We start from the raw sequence: 17,863 nt of genomic DNA on the forward strand, positions 1-17,863 counted from the left end.
TTAACCTCCTGCAACCACTGAGAACACTTCTAACTTGTCATCATGTTGGCACATGATATGTGACCAACGGCTTCGCGGTACCACTTCAGCATTAAGCACCAAAGCCACCCCATTGAGTGCGATGGTTTGACGCTCCAATACCTGGGTCAGTGACGTTCCCACTGCAACCGTTACTGCTTCGTCATTAAGTAAAATATTAATCATCTATCTACTCCTAAATCTGTGGCGTTTACAACGCCTACGCAAACGGTTTAACAACAAACTATGCGCTACATACTAAGCAATCGGGATCCCGAGTCAGCTTTGCTTGGCGCCAAGTAAATTTGGCTCCATCAAAGCGGTACAGTTGCCCCAACAACGGCTGATCATCAACTTGAGTCTGTCGCCCAGAAACTTGTCGTTGATCCGCTTTTGCATTCAAGCTCAACAGTAGATTCAAACTCATTAACGCCTGCATTGACGCTAGAGTGCCCACCATAGGCCCAAGCACGCCTACCGTTTGACAGCTCTGACTGACACCCATGTCGCTTGGATATAAACAGTGATAACAGCCTGTATCTGGACGTAATTGTTGGTTAACACTCAGCAGCTGACCTTGAAAGTTGGCCGCTGACGCCGATACCAAGGTGACTTGATGCTCAATAGCGAGCTGATTGATAAGTTGCCTCGTCGAGAAATTGTCGGAGCAATCTAAGAGCAAACTGAATTGCTGACGGGCATTAAATATCTCAGGCGCATTATCTAGGGTTAAGTAATGTTGCAAGCTGTTGATATGACTATCAGGGTAAGCTTGCATTAACTTTTCAGCAGCAACCTGGGCTTTATTGCTCCCAAGATCCTCAACAGAAAACAGCAACTGTCGCGGCAGATTAGAGCGCTCAATGGTGTCGCCATCGACTAACGTTATTTGGCCAACGCCTGCTGCAGCCAGGTACTGCGCGGCAAGATTGCCAAGCCCCCCCACTCCAATAATGAGCACATGAGATTGACTGAATATATTCTGTCCATGTTCACCCACATCAGCGAGTAGGATCTGCCGGGAGTATTGAATAAAAGCTTGGTCAGTCAGCGCCATGGCCTGCTCCTAATGTCCATTCATCGACCAATATTTGGTAGGCTTGTGCAGGACTATTGGCTTCAGTCACAGCGCGAACGACCGCCACATCATCAACACCGCTGGCTTTTACTGCCGCGAGATTACTGGCATCAATGCCGCCAATCGCCACAATGGGTAGCTCTCCATGCATTAGATCCACATAACGAGCCAGCTTACCTAGCCCTTGAGGCGCCGACGGCATCTGCTTTGTTGTGGTGGGGAATATGTGCCCAAAAGCGATATAGGAAGGGTGATGCTGCCTTGCCAATAGGATCTCAAAGTAACTATGGCTCGATAACCCAAGTGCAATACCCGCTTGGCTTAGTTGTTGTAAATTACTCTCAAACAGATCTTCCTGACCTAAATGTACCCCATAGGCTTGATGCTTTATCGCCAGTTGCCAGTGATCATTAATAAACACTTTCGCGCAGTGATCTCGCCCCAGTGCAACTGCCGCAACGATTTTTTGCTCAAGCTGTGGATCGGTTGCATCTTTAACACGTAACTGGATGGTGGTAGCCCCCGCACTCAGCAGTTGTTGTAACAGGTCAATGTCAGCAACGACAGGGTAAACACCGAGGGGTTCAGCTATCTGGCTAAAAGCATATGCAGGTTTGTGACTAACATCGACATCTGAAAGAGACAAATCCAAGGATAAAAGAGACTCAATCATTGGATAGCTAGCCACATCATTGGGCCAGCCACAACGCGCTAAGCAACCCGGTCCATGACCCGGCTGATAGCTATTTTGTAAGCCCAGAGATACGTAGGCTTTTGCAACCACAACCGCATCATGCAATACAAAGCCATGCGCCATAACAGCCGCAATGGCCGATGACAATGTACAACCCGTGCCATGGCTATTCTCTGTCACTATTCTTAATGATGTTAACCAAAAAGTGTGATCGCTATGCAAGCTAGAAACGCCTTTAACTTGACGGCAAACAAGCAAGTCACGTGCATTATCTTGCTGCCAGTTAGGCCCTCTATCGCCACCTTTAGCCAGTACTGACGTCTGCAATAATGCCGCGATAGAGGTTGCAGCCTTAACACTGTCATCAGATGTCGATAACTGGCGACCAGCCAAAATAGCCAGCTCACTGACATTTGGCGTAATTAACGTCAGCAAACCTTTGAAGGGCGCGAAATCGAGCTGTTCACCGTTAGCCAGTGCGTCGCCGCACGTCGCGACCATCACAGGATCTAGAATGACAGGCACAGTTAAATTAGCCCCCTGCCAAGTCGCCAGTTTATCCGCTAACCAGCTGGCAACAATATTAATCTGTGTTTGACTTGCCAATAAGCCAATTTTGATCGCCTTTGGCATAAGATCTGCCGCCAGCGTGTCAAGTTGTGCAATGAGCATATCATCAGAAACAGCTTCAACCGCGGCGACGGTCACTGAGCTCTGCGCAGTCACTGCAGTGATCGCGCTGCAGCCATGGGTTTCAAGATCGAGCATACAGGCCAAATCGGCCTGTATGCCTGCACCGCCGCCGCTATCAGATCCCGCAATCGTCCACACCAATGGACGATTGCCAGTAGGCTGTCGGCTAGTATTAACCTTAGCCATGACTACTCCTCTAAAGCGACTTCTTTAGTTTTGGTGTTAGTTTTGGTATGAGTTTCTGCGCTAGTGCCTGCTTCGTGATATAACTCGGCTCCTTTGGCTTTAAACTCAGCCGACATTTGCGCCATACCACTGCTGATATCGGTGTCCGACAGCCCAGTTTTTTCGGTTTGACCGTTATAAGCTTGATATTCAGCAGGAGACTTAACTTCAATCCCTTTAGCTTCGACTTCAGCCCTTAACGCCTCTTTCTCTTGCGCTGCGGCGTAGTCGCGAACCTCTTGGCTGATTTTCATAGAGCAGAACTTTGGACCGCACATAGAGCAAAAATGAGCCACTTTAGCCGACTCTTGCGGCAGTGATTCGTCGTGATAAGCGCGGGCAGTTTCAGGATCCAAGCCTAAGTTGTATTGATCTTCCCATCGGAATTCAAAACGTGCTTTTGACAGTGCGTTATCTCGAATTTGTGCACTTGGGTGACCTTTAGCAACATCGCCAGCATGGGCCGCGATTTTATAAGCTATTAGCCCTTGTTTAACGTCATCTTTATTGGGCAAACCTAGGTGCTCTTTGGGTGTCACGTAGCACAACATTGCGCAGCCATACCAGGCGATCATTGCCGCACCGATCCCAGAGGTAAAGTGATCATAACCTGGCGCAATGTCAGTTGTTTGTGGACCGAGTGTATAAAATGGCGCCTCATCACAAACATCTAACTGCTTGTCCATGTTCTCTTTAATGAGGTTCATTGGAATATGGCCTGGGCCTTCAATGATGGTTTGCACATCGTATTGCCAAGCAATTTTAACCAGCTCGCCTAAGGTCTCAAGCTCTGCAAATTGTGCTTCATCATTAGCATCGGCAATCGAGCCTGGACGCATACCATCGCCTAATGACAAGGATACGTCATAAGCTGCACAGATCTTGCAGATATCTCTGAAGTGTTCATAAAGAAAGTTTTCGGTATGGTGTGACAAACACCATTTAGCCATAATTGAACCACCGCGGGAAACGATGCCGGTTAGGCGTTTGGCGGTCATTGGCACGTAACGCAGTAGTACGCCAGCGTGAATAGTAAAGTAATCAACCCCCTGCTCCGCTTGCTCAATCAAAGTATCGCGGAATGTTTCCCAGTTGAGATCTTCAGCAACACCGTTCACTTTTTCAAGTGCTTGGTAGATAGGCACGGTGCCAATAGGCACTGGAGAGTTACGGATAATCCACTCACGGGTTTCGTGAATATAGCGACCAGTAGACAGGTCCATTACCGTATCGGCTCCCCAACGCGTAGACCAAACGAGCTTTTCAACTTCCTCTTCGATAGAAGATGTCACCGCTGAATTACCAATATTGGCATTAACTTTGACTAGAAAGTTACGGCCGATAATCATCGGTTCAGCTTCTGGGTGATTGATATTGAGCGGAATAATGGCACGACCTCGGGCAATTTCACTGCGAACAAATTCAGCGGTGATCGGCTCAGATATGACAGCGCCAAAACTTTCACCCTTATCTTTTTGGGTTAAGATCGGATCGGTGACATCTGCCATCGCCATATTCTCGCGAATAGCGATATATTCCATTTCAGGGGTGATAATGCCTTGACGGGCATAGTGCAATTGAGTCACACATTGACCCGCTTTTGCACGGCGGGGAGGCAATAGAGATTCAAAACGTAAATGATCTAGTCCATCATCAGCCAAGCGTTGCTGGGTAAAACCAGAGCTAACGGCAGATAACTGCTCCGTATCATCGCGCTCAGAGATCCAATTAAGACGAAATTTATCTAAACCTTTGTGTACGTCAATACTGGCATCCGGATCTGAATACGCTCCAGCACAGTCATAAACTTTGAGCGGTGGGTTAGCCTCAAATACTGGGTTTGCCTCATCACCACTGAGCAAAGTATCTGCTTGGTGAATTTGGCGCATACCCACTTTAAGATCAGCACGGCTGCCCTGAAGATAGATCTTCTCGGAATTTGGGTGTTGTAATGGTTTTAGATTATCGATGAACTGTTGAGCCTGAGCTCGGGTTTCGCGGCGTTTAGACATTAGCAAACTCACTATTATGAAAATGAAGTTGCTTGTCAGGAGAGTTGAGAAATTTAAAGTTGAAAGCCCAAAATGAAACCGCGCAATAACGCAAATTTCAGATGCACTTAACCACCGAAATATGACTGCTTGCTGTTTTAATACAACTTATATAACGCAGTTATTTCGCTTGTTTCCTTCGCAGGTTCTAGCCTGATCAGGTTCAACGGATCCCGAATAAACGGTCTCAGCCATATGGCACTCCGACAAGATGAGCGAGCAGTATAAGCCTATCTAACACTAAGAAACAAGCATAAACTTTTAACTCACGCAGCAAGGAATTCATGTTTGAGTAGTGTCATAAACAACTGATAGCAATCAAAATAATTATAAATTGGTAGTTAAACACTAGGTTGAAGTGAAAATAAATCATTTAAATAATTATTTTTTCCGACTGATCATTCTTTTTTCCAATCGAGCTGAGATTGCCTCATTAATCGCTTTTTTAATTTTATCGCCACCACAGTTAAAGGGGTAACCGATATTCTCCCCATAGGGATTAATTTGCGTTGGTGTCTTAACAATCCGAAAACAGGTATCACCTTGGCGGACGATACGATTGGGGTCGAGACGGTGGTCAGTCGTAGGGATTTTGCTGTACTCATCCACCTCTGGAAATACCAACTCAACCATGTCACCATCCATCTCACTTAATGAGCGAGATCCTGTGTATTGGTTGGCTTTATCAACAATAAGTGCATCGAGTGCAGCAGCATTTTTACGTTGTAGATAAGACTGAGCAAACGCCATTGCACTAGGGTTTTTATTGTTAACCGCTACGCTACGCTTGCTCACAATACGCTTGCTCACCTCAACAGGCGCGCTGTCATCCATTCTAAGATCAGCTGTTTCCAATACATCATTTTTTGCAGACCCAGACTCAAGTGTTTTATCAACTTCAGTCTTTGGCTCTGTAACGGCTAGGCTTTCGACAGCTTTGTCTTGAGAAACTGCAATATCGTTACTTTTTGAGTCTTCAGTGCTTTCCATTACCGTTTCTTCTAACGGTATAGGTTGAACATACAGGTATGATTGAATTTTGATTGGGGCAACAGCTGTAACCTTTAACGCTTGCCTAACCCAAAATTGATTAATGATACCGATAAGCACAATATGCAGTAAAACAACCAAGACTAGTAAATATAAAGACCGCCAACGGCCAGATAATAGTTCGCTTTTATCAGCCTTAATGATTGCGATAGGCTCATTGATAGGCTCAAGACGTGTTGAGAAGTCAGGCTCAACGAGTCCTTGTTCATCAGCTGAAATAGCGCTAAAAACAGATACTGTAGAGATGCTCTCTTGTTTCATTCCAATGAATAACTCTTTTGTCCATAAAGGGCCAACTAATGCAACTAATGCAACTAATGCAACTAGAAGACCATGTTAACGTTAAGGAAATAACGTCCAAAACCATTAGAGAGCACTTTATTACAAAAGTTCAACATCTGCTGTCGGTGACGGTTTTTTATCGCTAATAATTCAGGATGAAATAGCGCTATTATTACAACTGTTTTAAGCTAACACGTGTACGCTAAAAATATAGCTTTTATCATTAAAGCTGATACACTGCGGTTAATCGTGGTCTAACCAGAAGTCGTTTACGCTCTATGTCTATTCAACAATCAGCCTTATCCCCAGAGCCACCCGTAGCTGCAAGTGCGGGTTATAGCGTTAAAGAAGAACTTGCCAACAGCTGGAGCCATGGGCTAGGTGTTGTAGCAGGTGTTATCGGCTTGATTATGTGTATTTTAAGGGGCTATGAGCAGTTAACCTTTGTTCAAATGGCTGGTGTAGTGGTTTATTGCACGAGTATAATTTTACTATTTCTTTGTTCTACCCTATACCACAGCGCAACTGATAAAGCCTTGAAGCATAAATTAAAAGTTGCAGACCATTGCGCAATATACCTGTTAATTGCGGGAACCTACACCCCGTTGATGCTCATTAGTTTAGAAGGTGAAAGTGGCAGTGGAAATGCCAACTTAGTCCTCATTGCTATTTGGTCATTGGCAATCGGAGGCATTCTTTTTAAAACACTGTTCATCAATCGCTTTAAAGTCTTCAGTTTAGCCTTGTACTTAGCGATGGGTTGGCTCTGTGTCACCGTGATGAAAGAACTCATTGCAGGAATGTCACCTCTTGGTTTCAACCTTTTGATTATCGGCGGATTATTTTACAGTTTAGGCGTCATTTTTTACATCGCTAAACGTATTCCCTATAACCATGCAATCTGGCACCTGTTTGTACTCGGTGGAGCCATAAGTCACTTTTTATGCGTCTACTTAACCGTGATATAGCACGGTTCCCTGTTAGACATTCTATGTGATAAGGCGCTGATGCGCCTTTTTATTTAGCCAACATTTTCTCAAACTCCACGGCTAACACCTCTGCCTGCGATGACATTTCTGCTTGTTTGAAGATCTCAATAATACACTCTACAGTGCATAATCCGCCGTCAACTTGATTACGTCTTAATTTGAATTGAGAATCATGCGTCGTTGTTAAGGCGTATTTTTTAGCCTCTTTTAGATAAGAACTACGACGCAACATCTTACGTGCTTCTTGCCAGGTTGCGTCTAGGATCACCAAGGTTGACGGTAACACATTTACCGCATAATTTGTCTCTAGTTCACCTAACCCATCTAGCTTCGACTCATCAGTATCGGTATGGTGTAACTCCGCTAAGTTTTCATCTTCTGCAACCACGTTTTTAGGAAATAACAGAGCACAATCAGGCTGTTGTAGTTTTTCTAACAATAATGCATCTGGCGTGGTTCTCGCCCAGACAATACGCTGACAATATTGAGGAAAACACTTCAGTGCAAGTTGGCCGGTATTCGTTGGCCGTGAGACCTCTCGCTCATGAGTTAACAAAATAATTTGCAATGGCTTTATCCTCAGAAAATAATCGGCGTGATTATAACGCCTAAAGTGGATTGTTGCCTTATATACCCAAGCCACTTTAAGATGCTCGTTTCAGAGCTCCCGTAGGATTTCTGAACAAGACAGTGATTGAGAGAATGGTTGTTCCCTTTTCAATATCACTAACACAGTGCAGGTATTCTACGGGAGCTCCCGAAGGGCAAGACGAGAAGCAACATTTTTCTGCGTTATAAAATATTGAATTAGAATAACGAGTACTGCAATTTCATGCCTTGAACTCTTTCACTTCTCGACATGCTGAATCCTGCATCTTGAGGTAGTTTGGGTATAGGTGTTAATGAAAGTCTCTTGAACGTACTACGAGTTCATTTAGCGCGGTAGAAATATCCGTTAGCTTGCCAGCAACAACATGGGTCACTCCAGATTCTCGCTGCAAAATACCGCTCACCTTCATGATTTTTGAGACTAAATATGCCTGCCTTTGAGATCTTGCAGTAGCACTCCAAACAATTAAATTCACATTACCCGTTTCATCTTCAAGCGTGATAAAAGTAACGCCAGAGGCAGTACCTGGTCGCTGCCTTCCCACGACAAGACCAGCAACATTAACCACTTGGCCGCTACGACACTCGTCGAGCTGCTCCGCCGTTAAACAATGCTGTAGGCACGGTCTAGTGCGTAATAAACTCATCGGATGCTGACCCAGAGTCACCCCTGTATAGGCATAGTCAGCTTGCATAGACTCGGCAATACTCGGGCTGGGTAACACAACTTCAGCCGTCTTAGATAATCCGCCGCCCGCTTGCGACGTGTTACTTGCAGCGACTGCAGCAACGATAGGCGAAGCCTCATCTTCTGAGACAGAGTCAGAGCAAGAGTCAAATAATGGCAAACTTGGCTGACATGCTGATAACTGCCAACGCACTTGATGACGATGGCCTGCAACTTTAGTAAACGCATCCGCACTGGCCAGTGTTTCTAATTCATGGCGAGCGACGCCTAATTGGTAAATCTGCTCGATATGAGAAAAACCTTGCTCTGGTCGCTGCGCCATCAACTTATCAATCTCGTTTCGATTAAGCCCTTTCACCAATCGAAAACCTAAACGGATCGCCTTTGAGTCAGGCTCTATTGCCACTAATGTGTGTTGCCACTGACTTTGATTGATGCACACGGGTAACACCGTTACCCCATGACGTTGTGCATCTTGGATCAATTGTGATGGACTATAAAATCCCATGGGTTGACTGTTTAATAATGAACAGCAAAATGCCGCTGGATGATGATACTTAAGATAAGCAGACACATAGGCTAGTAATGCAAAGCTTGCTGAATGGGACTCAGGAAAACCATATTCGCCAAAGCCCTTTATTTGCTTGTAGATCTGTTGTGAAAACTGAGCTGAATAACCTCGGCTTTGCATACCATTAAGCAGCTTAGCTTCAAACTGCTGTAACTCGCCCGATTTTTTCCAACTTGCCATTGCTCGCCGCAGTTGATCCGCTTCACCACCGGAAAACCCTGCAGCAACCATCGCCAGCTTAATCACTTGCTCCTGAAAAATCGGCACCCCCATGGTTCGAGATAGTACAGATTCCACCTCTTTGCTTGGATAAGTGATCTTCTCTAAACCATCTCGACGCTTTAAATAAGGATGCACCATATCCCCTTGAATAGGTCCTGGACGGACAATGGCAATTTGTACCACTAAATCGTAATAGCAACGCGGCTTAAGCCTTGGCAACATTGACATTTGTGCTCTCGATTCGACTTGAAATACGCCGATACAGTCGCCGCGCTGCAGCATGTTATAAACAGCCGCTTGCTCCCACTCCACTTGATCCATCGTAAAGCGATGTTGAGCAGTACTCAGCAGCTCAAAACATTTCCTAATGGCGGTCAGCATACCCAGCGCCAGTACATCCACTTTTAGCAGCCCAAGGCTTTCTAGATCATCTTTATCCCACTGAATAACAGTTCTATCGGCCATCGCTGCATTCTCAACGGGCACCAACTCACTTAATGGGCCAGAGGAGATGATAAAGCCACCAACATGCTGCGATAAGTGCCGTGGAAATCCTAAGATACTTTGCACTAACGGCAATAAATATCTGCCCATACCCTCGGTGGGTACCAAGGATTTATCTTGTAGCTGGGTTAACCAATCCGTTTCAGTGTCACGCCTATCAATGCTGTGCTGCATATGATCTAGGTGCCGCTTATCCATCCCTAATGCTTTGCCAACATCCGCCAGTGCGCTTTTAAAACGGTAACTTATCACTGTCGCAGCCAGCGCCGCCCGCTCCCTGCCATATTTACGATAGATGTATTGAATGATCTCCTCACGGCGCTCATGTTCAAAATCAACGTCAATATCAGGAGGCTCATTACGCTCTTTAGAGACAAAACGCTCAAACAGCATGTTCACTTTTGTAGGGTCAACCTCAGTGATCCCCAAGCAGTAACAAACAACCGAATTGGCAGCAGAGCCACGCCCTTGATGCAAAATCTGCTGTGACTTGGCGTATTGAACAATATCAAAGATGGTCAAAAAGAAGTATTCGTACTGCATCGCTTTAATCAATATAAGCTCTTTTTCATACTGCGATGTCACGCTCGTTGGTACTTGATTGTTAAAGCGGCGCATTGCGCCTTTATAGACCTCTTGCGCTAAATATTGGCTCGCAGATAAGCCGCTCGGCACCACCTCACTCGGGTACTCATATTTAAGTTCATCGAGGCTAAACTCACACTGCGCAGCGATAAGCAGTGTGTTATCAATCCACGCCTTGGGGTAACGTTTATATATCGCACTAATGGGTTTGAGCGCCGTTTCAGCATTGGCTAACAAGCGATCCCCCGCTTGTGAAAGTTCAGTGCCATAACGGATGCAGGTGAGTATATCTTGCAGTTTCTGCCTTTGCTCGCAATGCATACGCACATTACCAGCTGCCACACACCCCATGTTTAACTGCTCAGCGATTTGGGTCCATAACTGAATTTTTAATGCTTCACCAGCCACTAAACTACGCTCCATCAGTAGATAACAGCGCTGAGAAAAAGCCTGCTTAATAGACTGACCAATGGCGAGCATCTTAGTTTGATAAATCTCTAGTTGCGGTGATAAGTCACCTAGAACACTGCGAATGGGATTAAGAGAGGTCGGTTGCCATAATAAAATGCAATGCTCTAAGCCCTGCTCTAGCTCACTAAAGCGCAGTTGATACTCGCCCTTGGCTGCTCGGCGACGGCTGGTTGTGATCAATTGGCTGATCTGTCCATAGCCTTTACGGTCCATGGCAAGTAACACAAACACACCCTCAGCTAATTGAAACTCTGCCCCCACCAGCAATTTGAGCTGATGTTTTTTGGCTGCCTCATATGCCTTGACGATACCGGCAAATGAGCACTCATCGGTAATCGCAATCGCTTTATATCCCAATAGCGCCGCTTGTTCGACCAACTCATGGGGATGAGAAGCCCCTCGAAGAAAGCTGTAATTCGAGATGGCATGTAGCTCGGCGTACATTAGCCAAACCAGCCATGTAAGAAAAATCCGCGACCATCTTTAAATACCCAACATAGACCACCTTGCTGATGACTCGCAATATAGTAATCACGGCATATTAGAGGCTCTTGCCACCAGAGCGTTTGTAACCTTTCAGGCCCTTTAAGCAGCTCAATAGTCTCAATAGAGATCATCTCAGGAGTGGCCAGCAGCCAGCTTGGACGGCACGCCCCCACACTGAGGCCCGTTGCCTGATGGCCAATATCACCGAGTGGCTGTAATGAATTGATAACAGGTCGATGTTGTTGGCCAGTAACGGATAGATCTGTGGCTTGCCAGCTCTCCTCTGGTAAGTGCGCCGAAGTTGCCTGCAATCCTTTCACTTTATCGCCCCCTAGCCTTGCTTGCAGTAGCGCCATCAGCCGCAATGCTTTTTCTGATCGTTGCCCTTGAGCTGCTTGCTGTCCAAACCAGTTATCATTAACAATCGCCATAGGCACAAATTTATCGACAGAAATCACCATTTCAACCACAGGTTGATATAGGGTGATCCGTTCTAATTGCATACGGCATAAACTTAATAAGCTATCACTTCGATGTTCGGCGAAAGGATACTGAATAATGATATCAAGCTGACTGCGCTCACTGTCACGGTAGATAAGGGTCAATTTAAGCTGTTGAATCGCCAATTGACGTTGCTTTAAGTAGCTCGCCATCTCTTTCAACATTCTGCCTAATGGAAAAACAATTCCCTGCATCAATTCAACCTCATACAATAAGGTCAGTTTTTGCTGGTAGGTTTCCTCGGGTTCGAAATAAGTTAACGGATGTGGCAACACGCCCGAGATTTTTGCTAGAAGTTGCAGCAATTTAGGACCAAAGCGTCGCCCAAGTTCCTTAGCCGGCAGGCTGCATAATGCAGCAAAAGAGCTAACCCCAATATCGAGAAAGCTTTGCTTTAAAAAGCCTGATATAGGTAGTGAGGCAATCGATAATTGCTTGAGTAACGCATCACTCTTATCTGAGTCAAGCAATTCACTCCTGCTCACTTCTGCCATCGCACAAGACTGCTGCGCTAGCAACTGCGCTGCTAAAGGCGTGTTACCCGTCGCAAGAGATACCTCTAAGCCATAACTTTTGGCTCGTTGAGCATATTGCTCAATAAGCTTATCAATGCCATTAAAAATAAGCGTCATGGAGCTGACTTCAAGCAGCAGGGTGTTACAAACAAACTCATCGACATGTAATTTGGCGCTTGATTTGCCATCTTTACCGGCATCATGCGCTAATGCGCAGCGCAGAGGCACAACCCGCGCACTAAACTCATAACTCCACTGGCACAACCAATCCGAAGCTTGCAGGCTTAAGGAGACGTCAAACTCAATGAGCATCGCCGACGGCACTATACTTTGCGCGGTAGCAAGGCTCATCCCAACCGTCACTCCGGCTTTAAGACTCCCGGCGTCAAGCGCCAATACTTGTAAAGAATGGGGGTCATACAATAATACTTCAGCGCTCTGCTTAAGCTCATTACGATAGCGGAAGTATTGCAGTGCCCACTGTGGGTAATAAACTGCTAGCCATAACATATCAATTAACGACCATTAATGAGATTAATGAAGTTTGTTAGGTGAGATCGGTGCCCCTTGCACCAGCGTTTTATAGGACTCTGCCCACGCCTTTTGATCTGCATCGACATAAGAGGCTATTAACGATGGTTGAGCTCGACGCTTTACCTTAGCGGGCAACATTTCAGTTGCTGGAGTTAGCTGTTTTATGGCATGAACCCTTGCCTCATTAAAAGGCGTTTTCAGAGAACTGGCCGGTTCTAGGCTTAATCTACGTGTGGGTTCAAACTGTAATGATAAAGTGCCTTCTTGCTCAAGCTCAGTGTCTACAGCCTCAATGCCTGCAGTCAGTATTAAGCCATCGGCAATGTTTAATCTGCTGCTGGCAACTTTAATCACATCATTATTAAGAATAGATAAAATCTTGTTAGCAGAAAGGGCTTCATCACTCGCTTTCTGTGGAAGCAATGGACGATGAATGACAGCACTATAAATTGCCAGCCCTTTAGGCGCTGCGACCTGTACTTGACAGCGTTGTTGATCAAATAAATCACGTTCAAGTGAAGAGCTATCAAGCAAATCATCACTCAGCGATGTCTGGTTAATCACACAAGCACTGACGCCCAATAAGCTTTCTTTTAAATGGGGAGGCAGCAGCGGTAAGCTAAAGATAGGGCTAGGCCAGCCACCGCGGCGTTTAATAATATTGACTTCAGTCATCCCTAAATGACTATTTGAAAATCGGGTTAAACTGTGCTGCTTTGGTTCAGCGTGCTTAAGCACGAGTTTCAACCTTGATGTTTCAACGCCGCTTACGCTTCGACTGTGGTTACTCTGACTCTCGTCAGTATTGAACGCCGAGAAGCACTGTCTTTGCAGTACCAAACGTAAATTAACAGGGTGCGACTGCTGTGCATTGATTGTCGGTAGATAGAGCATACACAAGGCTTTGCCTTTCTCTGCTGCGAGTTGTAATCTTCTCGCCTCCGTAATCGATAACTTGTCTAGCCAAGCTAATACTAATGGTACGCTGCCACTCGCTAACCCTTGTTCAATAGCCCACAAGCGCTCTTTTCGCTCTCGTGTATCAATCCAGATCAAGCGTTCAACATCTAGCCCTTGTTGTAATAATGCTTGCGGCGAAGGAATGTGAGGCGGCGCCACCAGCATCACCATGGCATCATTAGTTTGTGTTGATGACACACCATGGCTTAGCAGTTGTTTCAATAGAGGCAACATGATACTCAGCTCACCTTGACCAACACCATCACATAAAATTTCACACACACCGATTTGTGGCCAACCATTATCAGCAAGATTGTCATCTAGCTGCGCAAAACCAGTTGGGTAGGCCACATGTTGCTGCTGCCACTGCTGCCCTCGCCAAATGTCTTGCCGCGCTAACAATTGAGTCAATGAGTGAGTAACGGCTCCATTCACGTTGTCGATTGGCGCTGAATTGACAGTAACAGGCTTGGGGAAACAGGCGTTATCAATCTGCTCTGACGCTTCTTTATCTTGTAATACCGAATATGCCTTTGCGCTTGAGTGCCCCATGTTTCCACCTTTCTATTATGATAAAAACGTACTCATCATTTAAAGCTCCACGCCTTGATAAAGGCTGTGTGATACTCAAATTAAAATACTGTATATACATACAGTATAATTATCTTTACTGAGATCGCAAGTATTCGATGCTGATCTTCAAGCCAAAAAAAACGCCCCTCAATTGAGGGGCGTTTTTAAATAATGCTTTGCTATTGGTATTAAACTTAAGGCAAAGCCTTAATATTTATACTTTTTTACCTTTTTCAGTGCTATTTGTTGCTTTAGCATCGACAGGTGATCAGTGAACACGACACCATTGAGATGATCCATCTCATGTTGCAGTACGATGGCAAGAAACTCATCGGTATCTATCTCGAATGCTTGGCCTGTGCGATCTAATGCTGTGACTTTCACGCCTTCATGACGATTCACTTTCGCACGGTAACCAGGAATAGACAGACAACCCTCTTCCCCTTGGAAAGCACCGCGTGCTTCTATTATCTCAGGATTAATCAATACCACCGGCTGATCGCGCTCTTCAGACAAATCGATAACCAAAATAGCATGTAAGCTACCCACTTGAGTTGCCGCAAGCCCGATACCATCATCGGTGTCGTACATGGTTTCAATCAAATCATCAATAAAACCCTGCGCTGCATCAATATCCTTAACAGGTTTGGCTTTTCGTTTCAGCCGCTCATCAGGGATCGTTAAAATGTCTAACACTGCCATATCATTATCACACTAGTATTAACTCAAAAAATTCGCGCCATTATGACCGAATCAGCCACAAAGGCAACTCTAGCGCGCCTTAACTTAATATGCTTTTCACTGTTATCCCTGAAAACCAGCTAAAACGGAGAGCTACAATCCCCAGACAAGTAATAGCATCGGTAGCGTAAGTCTTCTCAATTATCTTAAATCAACGACTTCTACTTAGCGTAAAACAACTCAGAAATCACACAATACGATCCATTCTAATGATAGCTATGTTAACATTCATGAAAATGTATAAAATATACGGATAATAATATGACACAAGCTGTGCGCTCCCCCTTACCCCCGACATTCTTTGTCGCTAATACTATGGAGATCTTTGAAAGACTCGCCTGGTATGGCTTCTTTGCTCTATCATCGCTTTATATGACCTCACCAAAAACTCAAGGTGGCTTAGGTTTTTCAGATCAAGAACGTGGCCTACTACAAGGCATGATCCCCTTCTTTTTATACCTTTTCCCTGTACTGACAGGCGCACTCGCTGACCGCTATGGTTACCGGAAAATGTTTCTAATTTCTTACGCCATCATGTGCCCCAGTTACTATATATTGGGTCAGGTTGATAGCTTTAGTGGCTTCTTTCTCGCCTTTATGGGCGTCGCTGTGGGTGCCGCATGCTTTAAGCCGGTCGTCACCGGTACCGTTGCCCGTACTACCGATGACACTAACCGTGGCTTAGGTTTTGGTATTTTCTACATGATGGTGAACATTGGTGGCTTCTTAGGGCCATTCATTGCAGGTTATGTTCGTGCCATTAGCTGGGACTGGGTATTTATTATGTCTTCATTCTGGATAGCACTTAACTTTATCCCTGCGCTATTGTTCTATAAAGAGCCAACGGATCAAAACAGCCAAAAAGGTAAACCACTCAAGGCCGTTTTTAGCGATATTCAAGAGGTCCTCGGTAATGCTCGCTTCGCTATCCTATTTTTCGGCACGCTGATTATATTAATGTCTTTTGGCGCCAAATGGATCACCGGTGAAACAACACTGATCATCTATGCTTGCTGGTTCGCAGGTCATCTTATTTGGGACAAACTTGCCTCATCTCAAAAAGGTGCACCATGGTATGGCCAAAAAATTAGCTTAGGCAACAAGCCATTTGTTATCTACCTGCTTATCCTGTCTGGTATGTGGATGGTGTATCAACAGATATTCATTACCTTACCTATCTATATACGTGATTTTGTCGACACTAAAGACTTAGTCTTAATGCTAACCAACTATCCTGACCTGCTGCAGTTCTTTGCACCAGTAGACATCAGCTTACTACAATCAGAAATGACACGCTTAGCACAAGAAGTGAGTGCCGGAACCCTAAATGCTAAGCAAGCTTATTTTGAATTGGTTCATGCCAAGGTGATGGTGCCAACGGCAGAAATAAGCCAAGCATTGACCGCTATTGGACAAACTCCAGCTTTAGCAGCCCAATACGCACAAAACTGGGCCAGTGAATACCGCCAAGTTAACCCTGAATACCTAATCGGGCTCAACTTCTTATCCATTGTGATTATGCAGTTGCTTATCAGTCGCTCTATTGAGCGCTTCCAAGCGCTGCCAGTACTGGTAGGCGGAACCATTATCCTAGCACTAGGCACAGCCATTGGCGGTTTAGCCCATGGCGCTATCATGGGCGGAACAATGGTACTGACTTCTATCCTAGTCTTTTCAATAGGTGAAATGGTCGCCTCGCCGAAGAGCCAGGAATATGTCGCTAGTTTTGCGCCTAATGATAAGAAAGCCATGTTTATGGGCTACTACTTTGTATCATCGGCTATTGGCTTTTTACTGGCCGGTCCATTATCAGGCTACCTATATTCAGAAGTTGCCAAAGGTGCTGAACGTCCAGACATGATGTGGTTTATTATTGGTGCATTGGGTCTGCTTACGGCATTAGGATTGGTTCTATTCCATAAGTTTGGCGTCACCCCTCAAGCTGAAAACGCAATTGACAGCGAGCTAACTGAAGTTAGCTAATCTCAATAAATAAGTTAAAGCCCACACCAATTTCATTAGTGTGGGCTTTTTATTGAGTACTAAAATAGCATTAAAACTGAGAGCGAACCGCAAATACCCATTGGGTATCATCTGTTTCTATATCCTCAAGCTTTTCCCAATCATACTGATAACGCACCACCCATGACCATTGTGGATTCACTTGATAGCCCATCGCTAACCAAGCTCGCGTATCAAAACGTTCTACGCCATCAATACCCGCATTACCTCGGGCATACAGCTCACTGTACCAATGTTCGGTAATCGGTTTTAACACTGTAATACTGGCATTAGCTGCGGTACTGTCGGTATAAGACTTAACCGCTAAATGGTTAACGGCAAACTCAGTAAACACTTGAGTGTTTAACCAGCCTTCATGTTCATGCATCAAACCCAGTTGATACTGATAATGGCTGGCTTTACCTTGAGGTGTATCGGTCTTACCATGATCAATCGATGCTCTAAGATGCCACTGATTAGAAGATGAATACAGATAACCAAAATGCCATTTATCACCGCTAGTATTGGTGTTTACAGAGAACTTTTGCTGGCTCGTTGCCAAACTACCACCCACTTTAAGTACGTCACCATCGAAGCCAACATAAAGCGAATCACTTAGGTTTAGCGGGTCGGCAATATGACGATACTGTTCGGCCAAAGCTGGGGCAGAAACTGTAGATAACAACAGTAATGAGCTAAAGAGAGGGTTGATGACCTGCACAGACATAATATATACCGTGAAAAAGCGCTATTATTACTTTAGCGTCAAGTCTCAGCAAGAACTTTTACTTTATATTACAATGTATTAATAAAATTACCATA

At 45.1% G+C, this 17,863-nt stretch carries 13 protein-coding genes and 1 riboswitch; of the genes, 2 read left to right on the forward strand and 11 right to left on the reverse strand.

Annotated features, from left to right (window positions below; all coding sequences use genetic code 11):
• From thiS to L2755_RS05135, 5 genes are all read right to left on the reverse strand, one after another.
• Positions 1–204 (reverse strand): sulfur carrier protein ThiS, encoded by a 204-nt coding sequence (gene thiS / locus L2755_RS05115; protein WP_248979659.1) that lies wholly within the window; start codon positions 202–204, stop codon positions 1–3.
• 58 nt (positions 205–262) lie between these two features.
• On the reverse strand, positions 263–1,075 hold the full coding sequence (locus tag L2755_RS05120) for a HesA/MoeB/ThiF family protein (RefSeq protein WP_248979660.1): 813 nt from the start codon (positions 1,073–1,075) through the stop codon (positions 263–265).
• Positions 1,062–2,669, reverse strand: a complete 1,608-nt coding sequence (gene thiE, locus L2755_RS05125) for a thiamine phosphate synthase (RefSeq protein ID WP_248979661.1) — start codon at positions 2,667–2,669, stop codon at positions 1,062–1,064. The genes L2755_RS05120 and thiE overlap by 14 nt, the downstream gene beginning before the upstream one ends.
• Before the next feature lie 2 nt (positions 2,670–2,671).
• A complete protein-coding gene (thiC, locus tag L2755_RS05130; protein ID WP_248979662.1) occupies positions 2,672–4,720 on the reverse strand; it encodes a phosphomethylpyrimidine synthase ThiC in 2,049 nt (682 codons plus the stop codon).
• A 156-nt stretch (positions 4,721–4,876) separates the two neighbouring features.
• A riboswitch (TPP riboswitch) is annotated at positions 4,877–4,975 on the reverse strand.
• 165 nt (positions 4,976–5,140) lie between these two features.
• Positions 5,141–6,070 (reverse strand): hypothetical protein, encoded by a 930-nt coding sequence (locus tag L2755_RS05135; RefSeq protein WP_248979663.1) that lies wholly within the window; start codon positions 6,068–6,070, stop codon positions 5,141–5,143.
• 299 nt (positions 6,071–6,369) lie between these two features.
• Between L2755_RS05135 and trhA the strand changes: the two genes are divergently transcribed.
• Positions 6,370–7,059 (forward strand): PAQR family membrane homeostasis protein TrhA, encoded by a 690-nt coding sequence (trhA, locus tag L2755_RS05140; RefSeq protein WP_248979664.1) that lies wholly within the window; start codon positions 6,370–6,372, stop codon positions 7,057–7,059.
• Positions 7,060–7,108: 49 nt separating this feature from the next.
• Here trhA and L2755_RS05145 read toward each other — a convergent pair whose 3' ends face one another.
• The 5 genes from L2755_RS05145 to def all read right to left on the reverse strand — a co-directional run bounded on the left by L2755_RS05145 (position 7,109) and on the right by def (position 15,001).
• Positions 7,109–7,648, reverse strand: coding sequence for a tRNA-uridine aminocarboxypropyltransferase (locus tag L2755_RS05145; RefSeq protein WP_248979665.1), 540 nt, complete (start codon positions 7,646–7,648; stop codon positions 7,109–7,111).
• Positions 7,649–7,979: 331 nt separating this feature from the next.
• Entirely contained in the window at positions 7,980–11,174 is a 3,195-nt protein-coding gene (locus tag L2755_RS05150) for an error-prone DNA polymerase (RefSeq protein WP_248979666.1), read from the reverse strand.
• Positions 11,174–12,742: a Y-family DNA polymerase gene (locus tag L2755_RS05155; RefSeq protein ID WP_248979667.1), complete on the reverse strand. Its 1,569-nt coding sequence runs from the start codon at positions 12,740–12,742 to the stop codon at positions 11,174–11,176. The genes L2755_RS05150 and L2755_RS05155 overlap by 1 nt, the downstream gene beginning before the upstream one ends.
• A 24-nt stretch (positions 12,743–12,766) precedes the next feature.
• A complete protein-coding gene (gene imuA, locus L2755_RS05160) occupies positions 12,767–14,278 on the reverse strand; it encodes a translesion DNA synthesis-associated protein ImuA (RefSeq protein ID WP_248979668.1) in 1,512 nt (503 codons plus the stop codon).
• A gap of 228 nt (positions 14,279–14,506) precedes the next feature.
• Positions 14,507–15,001 carry a peptide deformylase gene (def, locus tag L2755_RS05165; protein ID WP_248979669.1) on the reverse strand — a complete coding sequence of 165 codons (495 nt, stop codon included), beginning with the start codon at positions 14,999–15,001 and terminating at the stop codon, positions 14,507–14,509.
• A gap of 300 nt (positions 15,002–15,301) precedes the next feature.
• Here def and L2755_RS05170 point away from each other — a divergent pair, with 300 nt between their 5' ends.
• On the forward strand, positions 15,302–17,023 hold the full coding sequence (locus L2755_RS05170; protein ID WP_248979670.1) for an MFS transporter: 1,722 nt from the start codon (positions 15,302–15,304) through the stop codon (positions 17,021–17,023).
• Between the two features lie 70 nt (positions 17,024–17,093).
• Here L2755_RS05170 and L2755_RS05175 read toward each other — a convergent pair whose 3' ends face one another.
• The gene (locus tag L2755_RS05175) at positions 17,094–17,768 is read right to left on the reverse strand and encodes a hypothetical protein (RefSeq protein ID WP_248979671.1); all 675 of its coding nucleotides are present in this window, start codon (positions 17,766–17,768) and stop codon (positions 17,094–17,096) included.
• Between the last annotated feature and the right edge of the window lie 95 nt (positions 17,769–17,863).

This window comes from Shewanella abyssi (assembly GCF_023284025.1).
GTDB lineage: Bacteria > Pseudomonadota > Gammaproteobacteria > Enterobacterales > Shewanellaceae > Shewanella > Shewanella abyssi.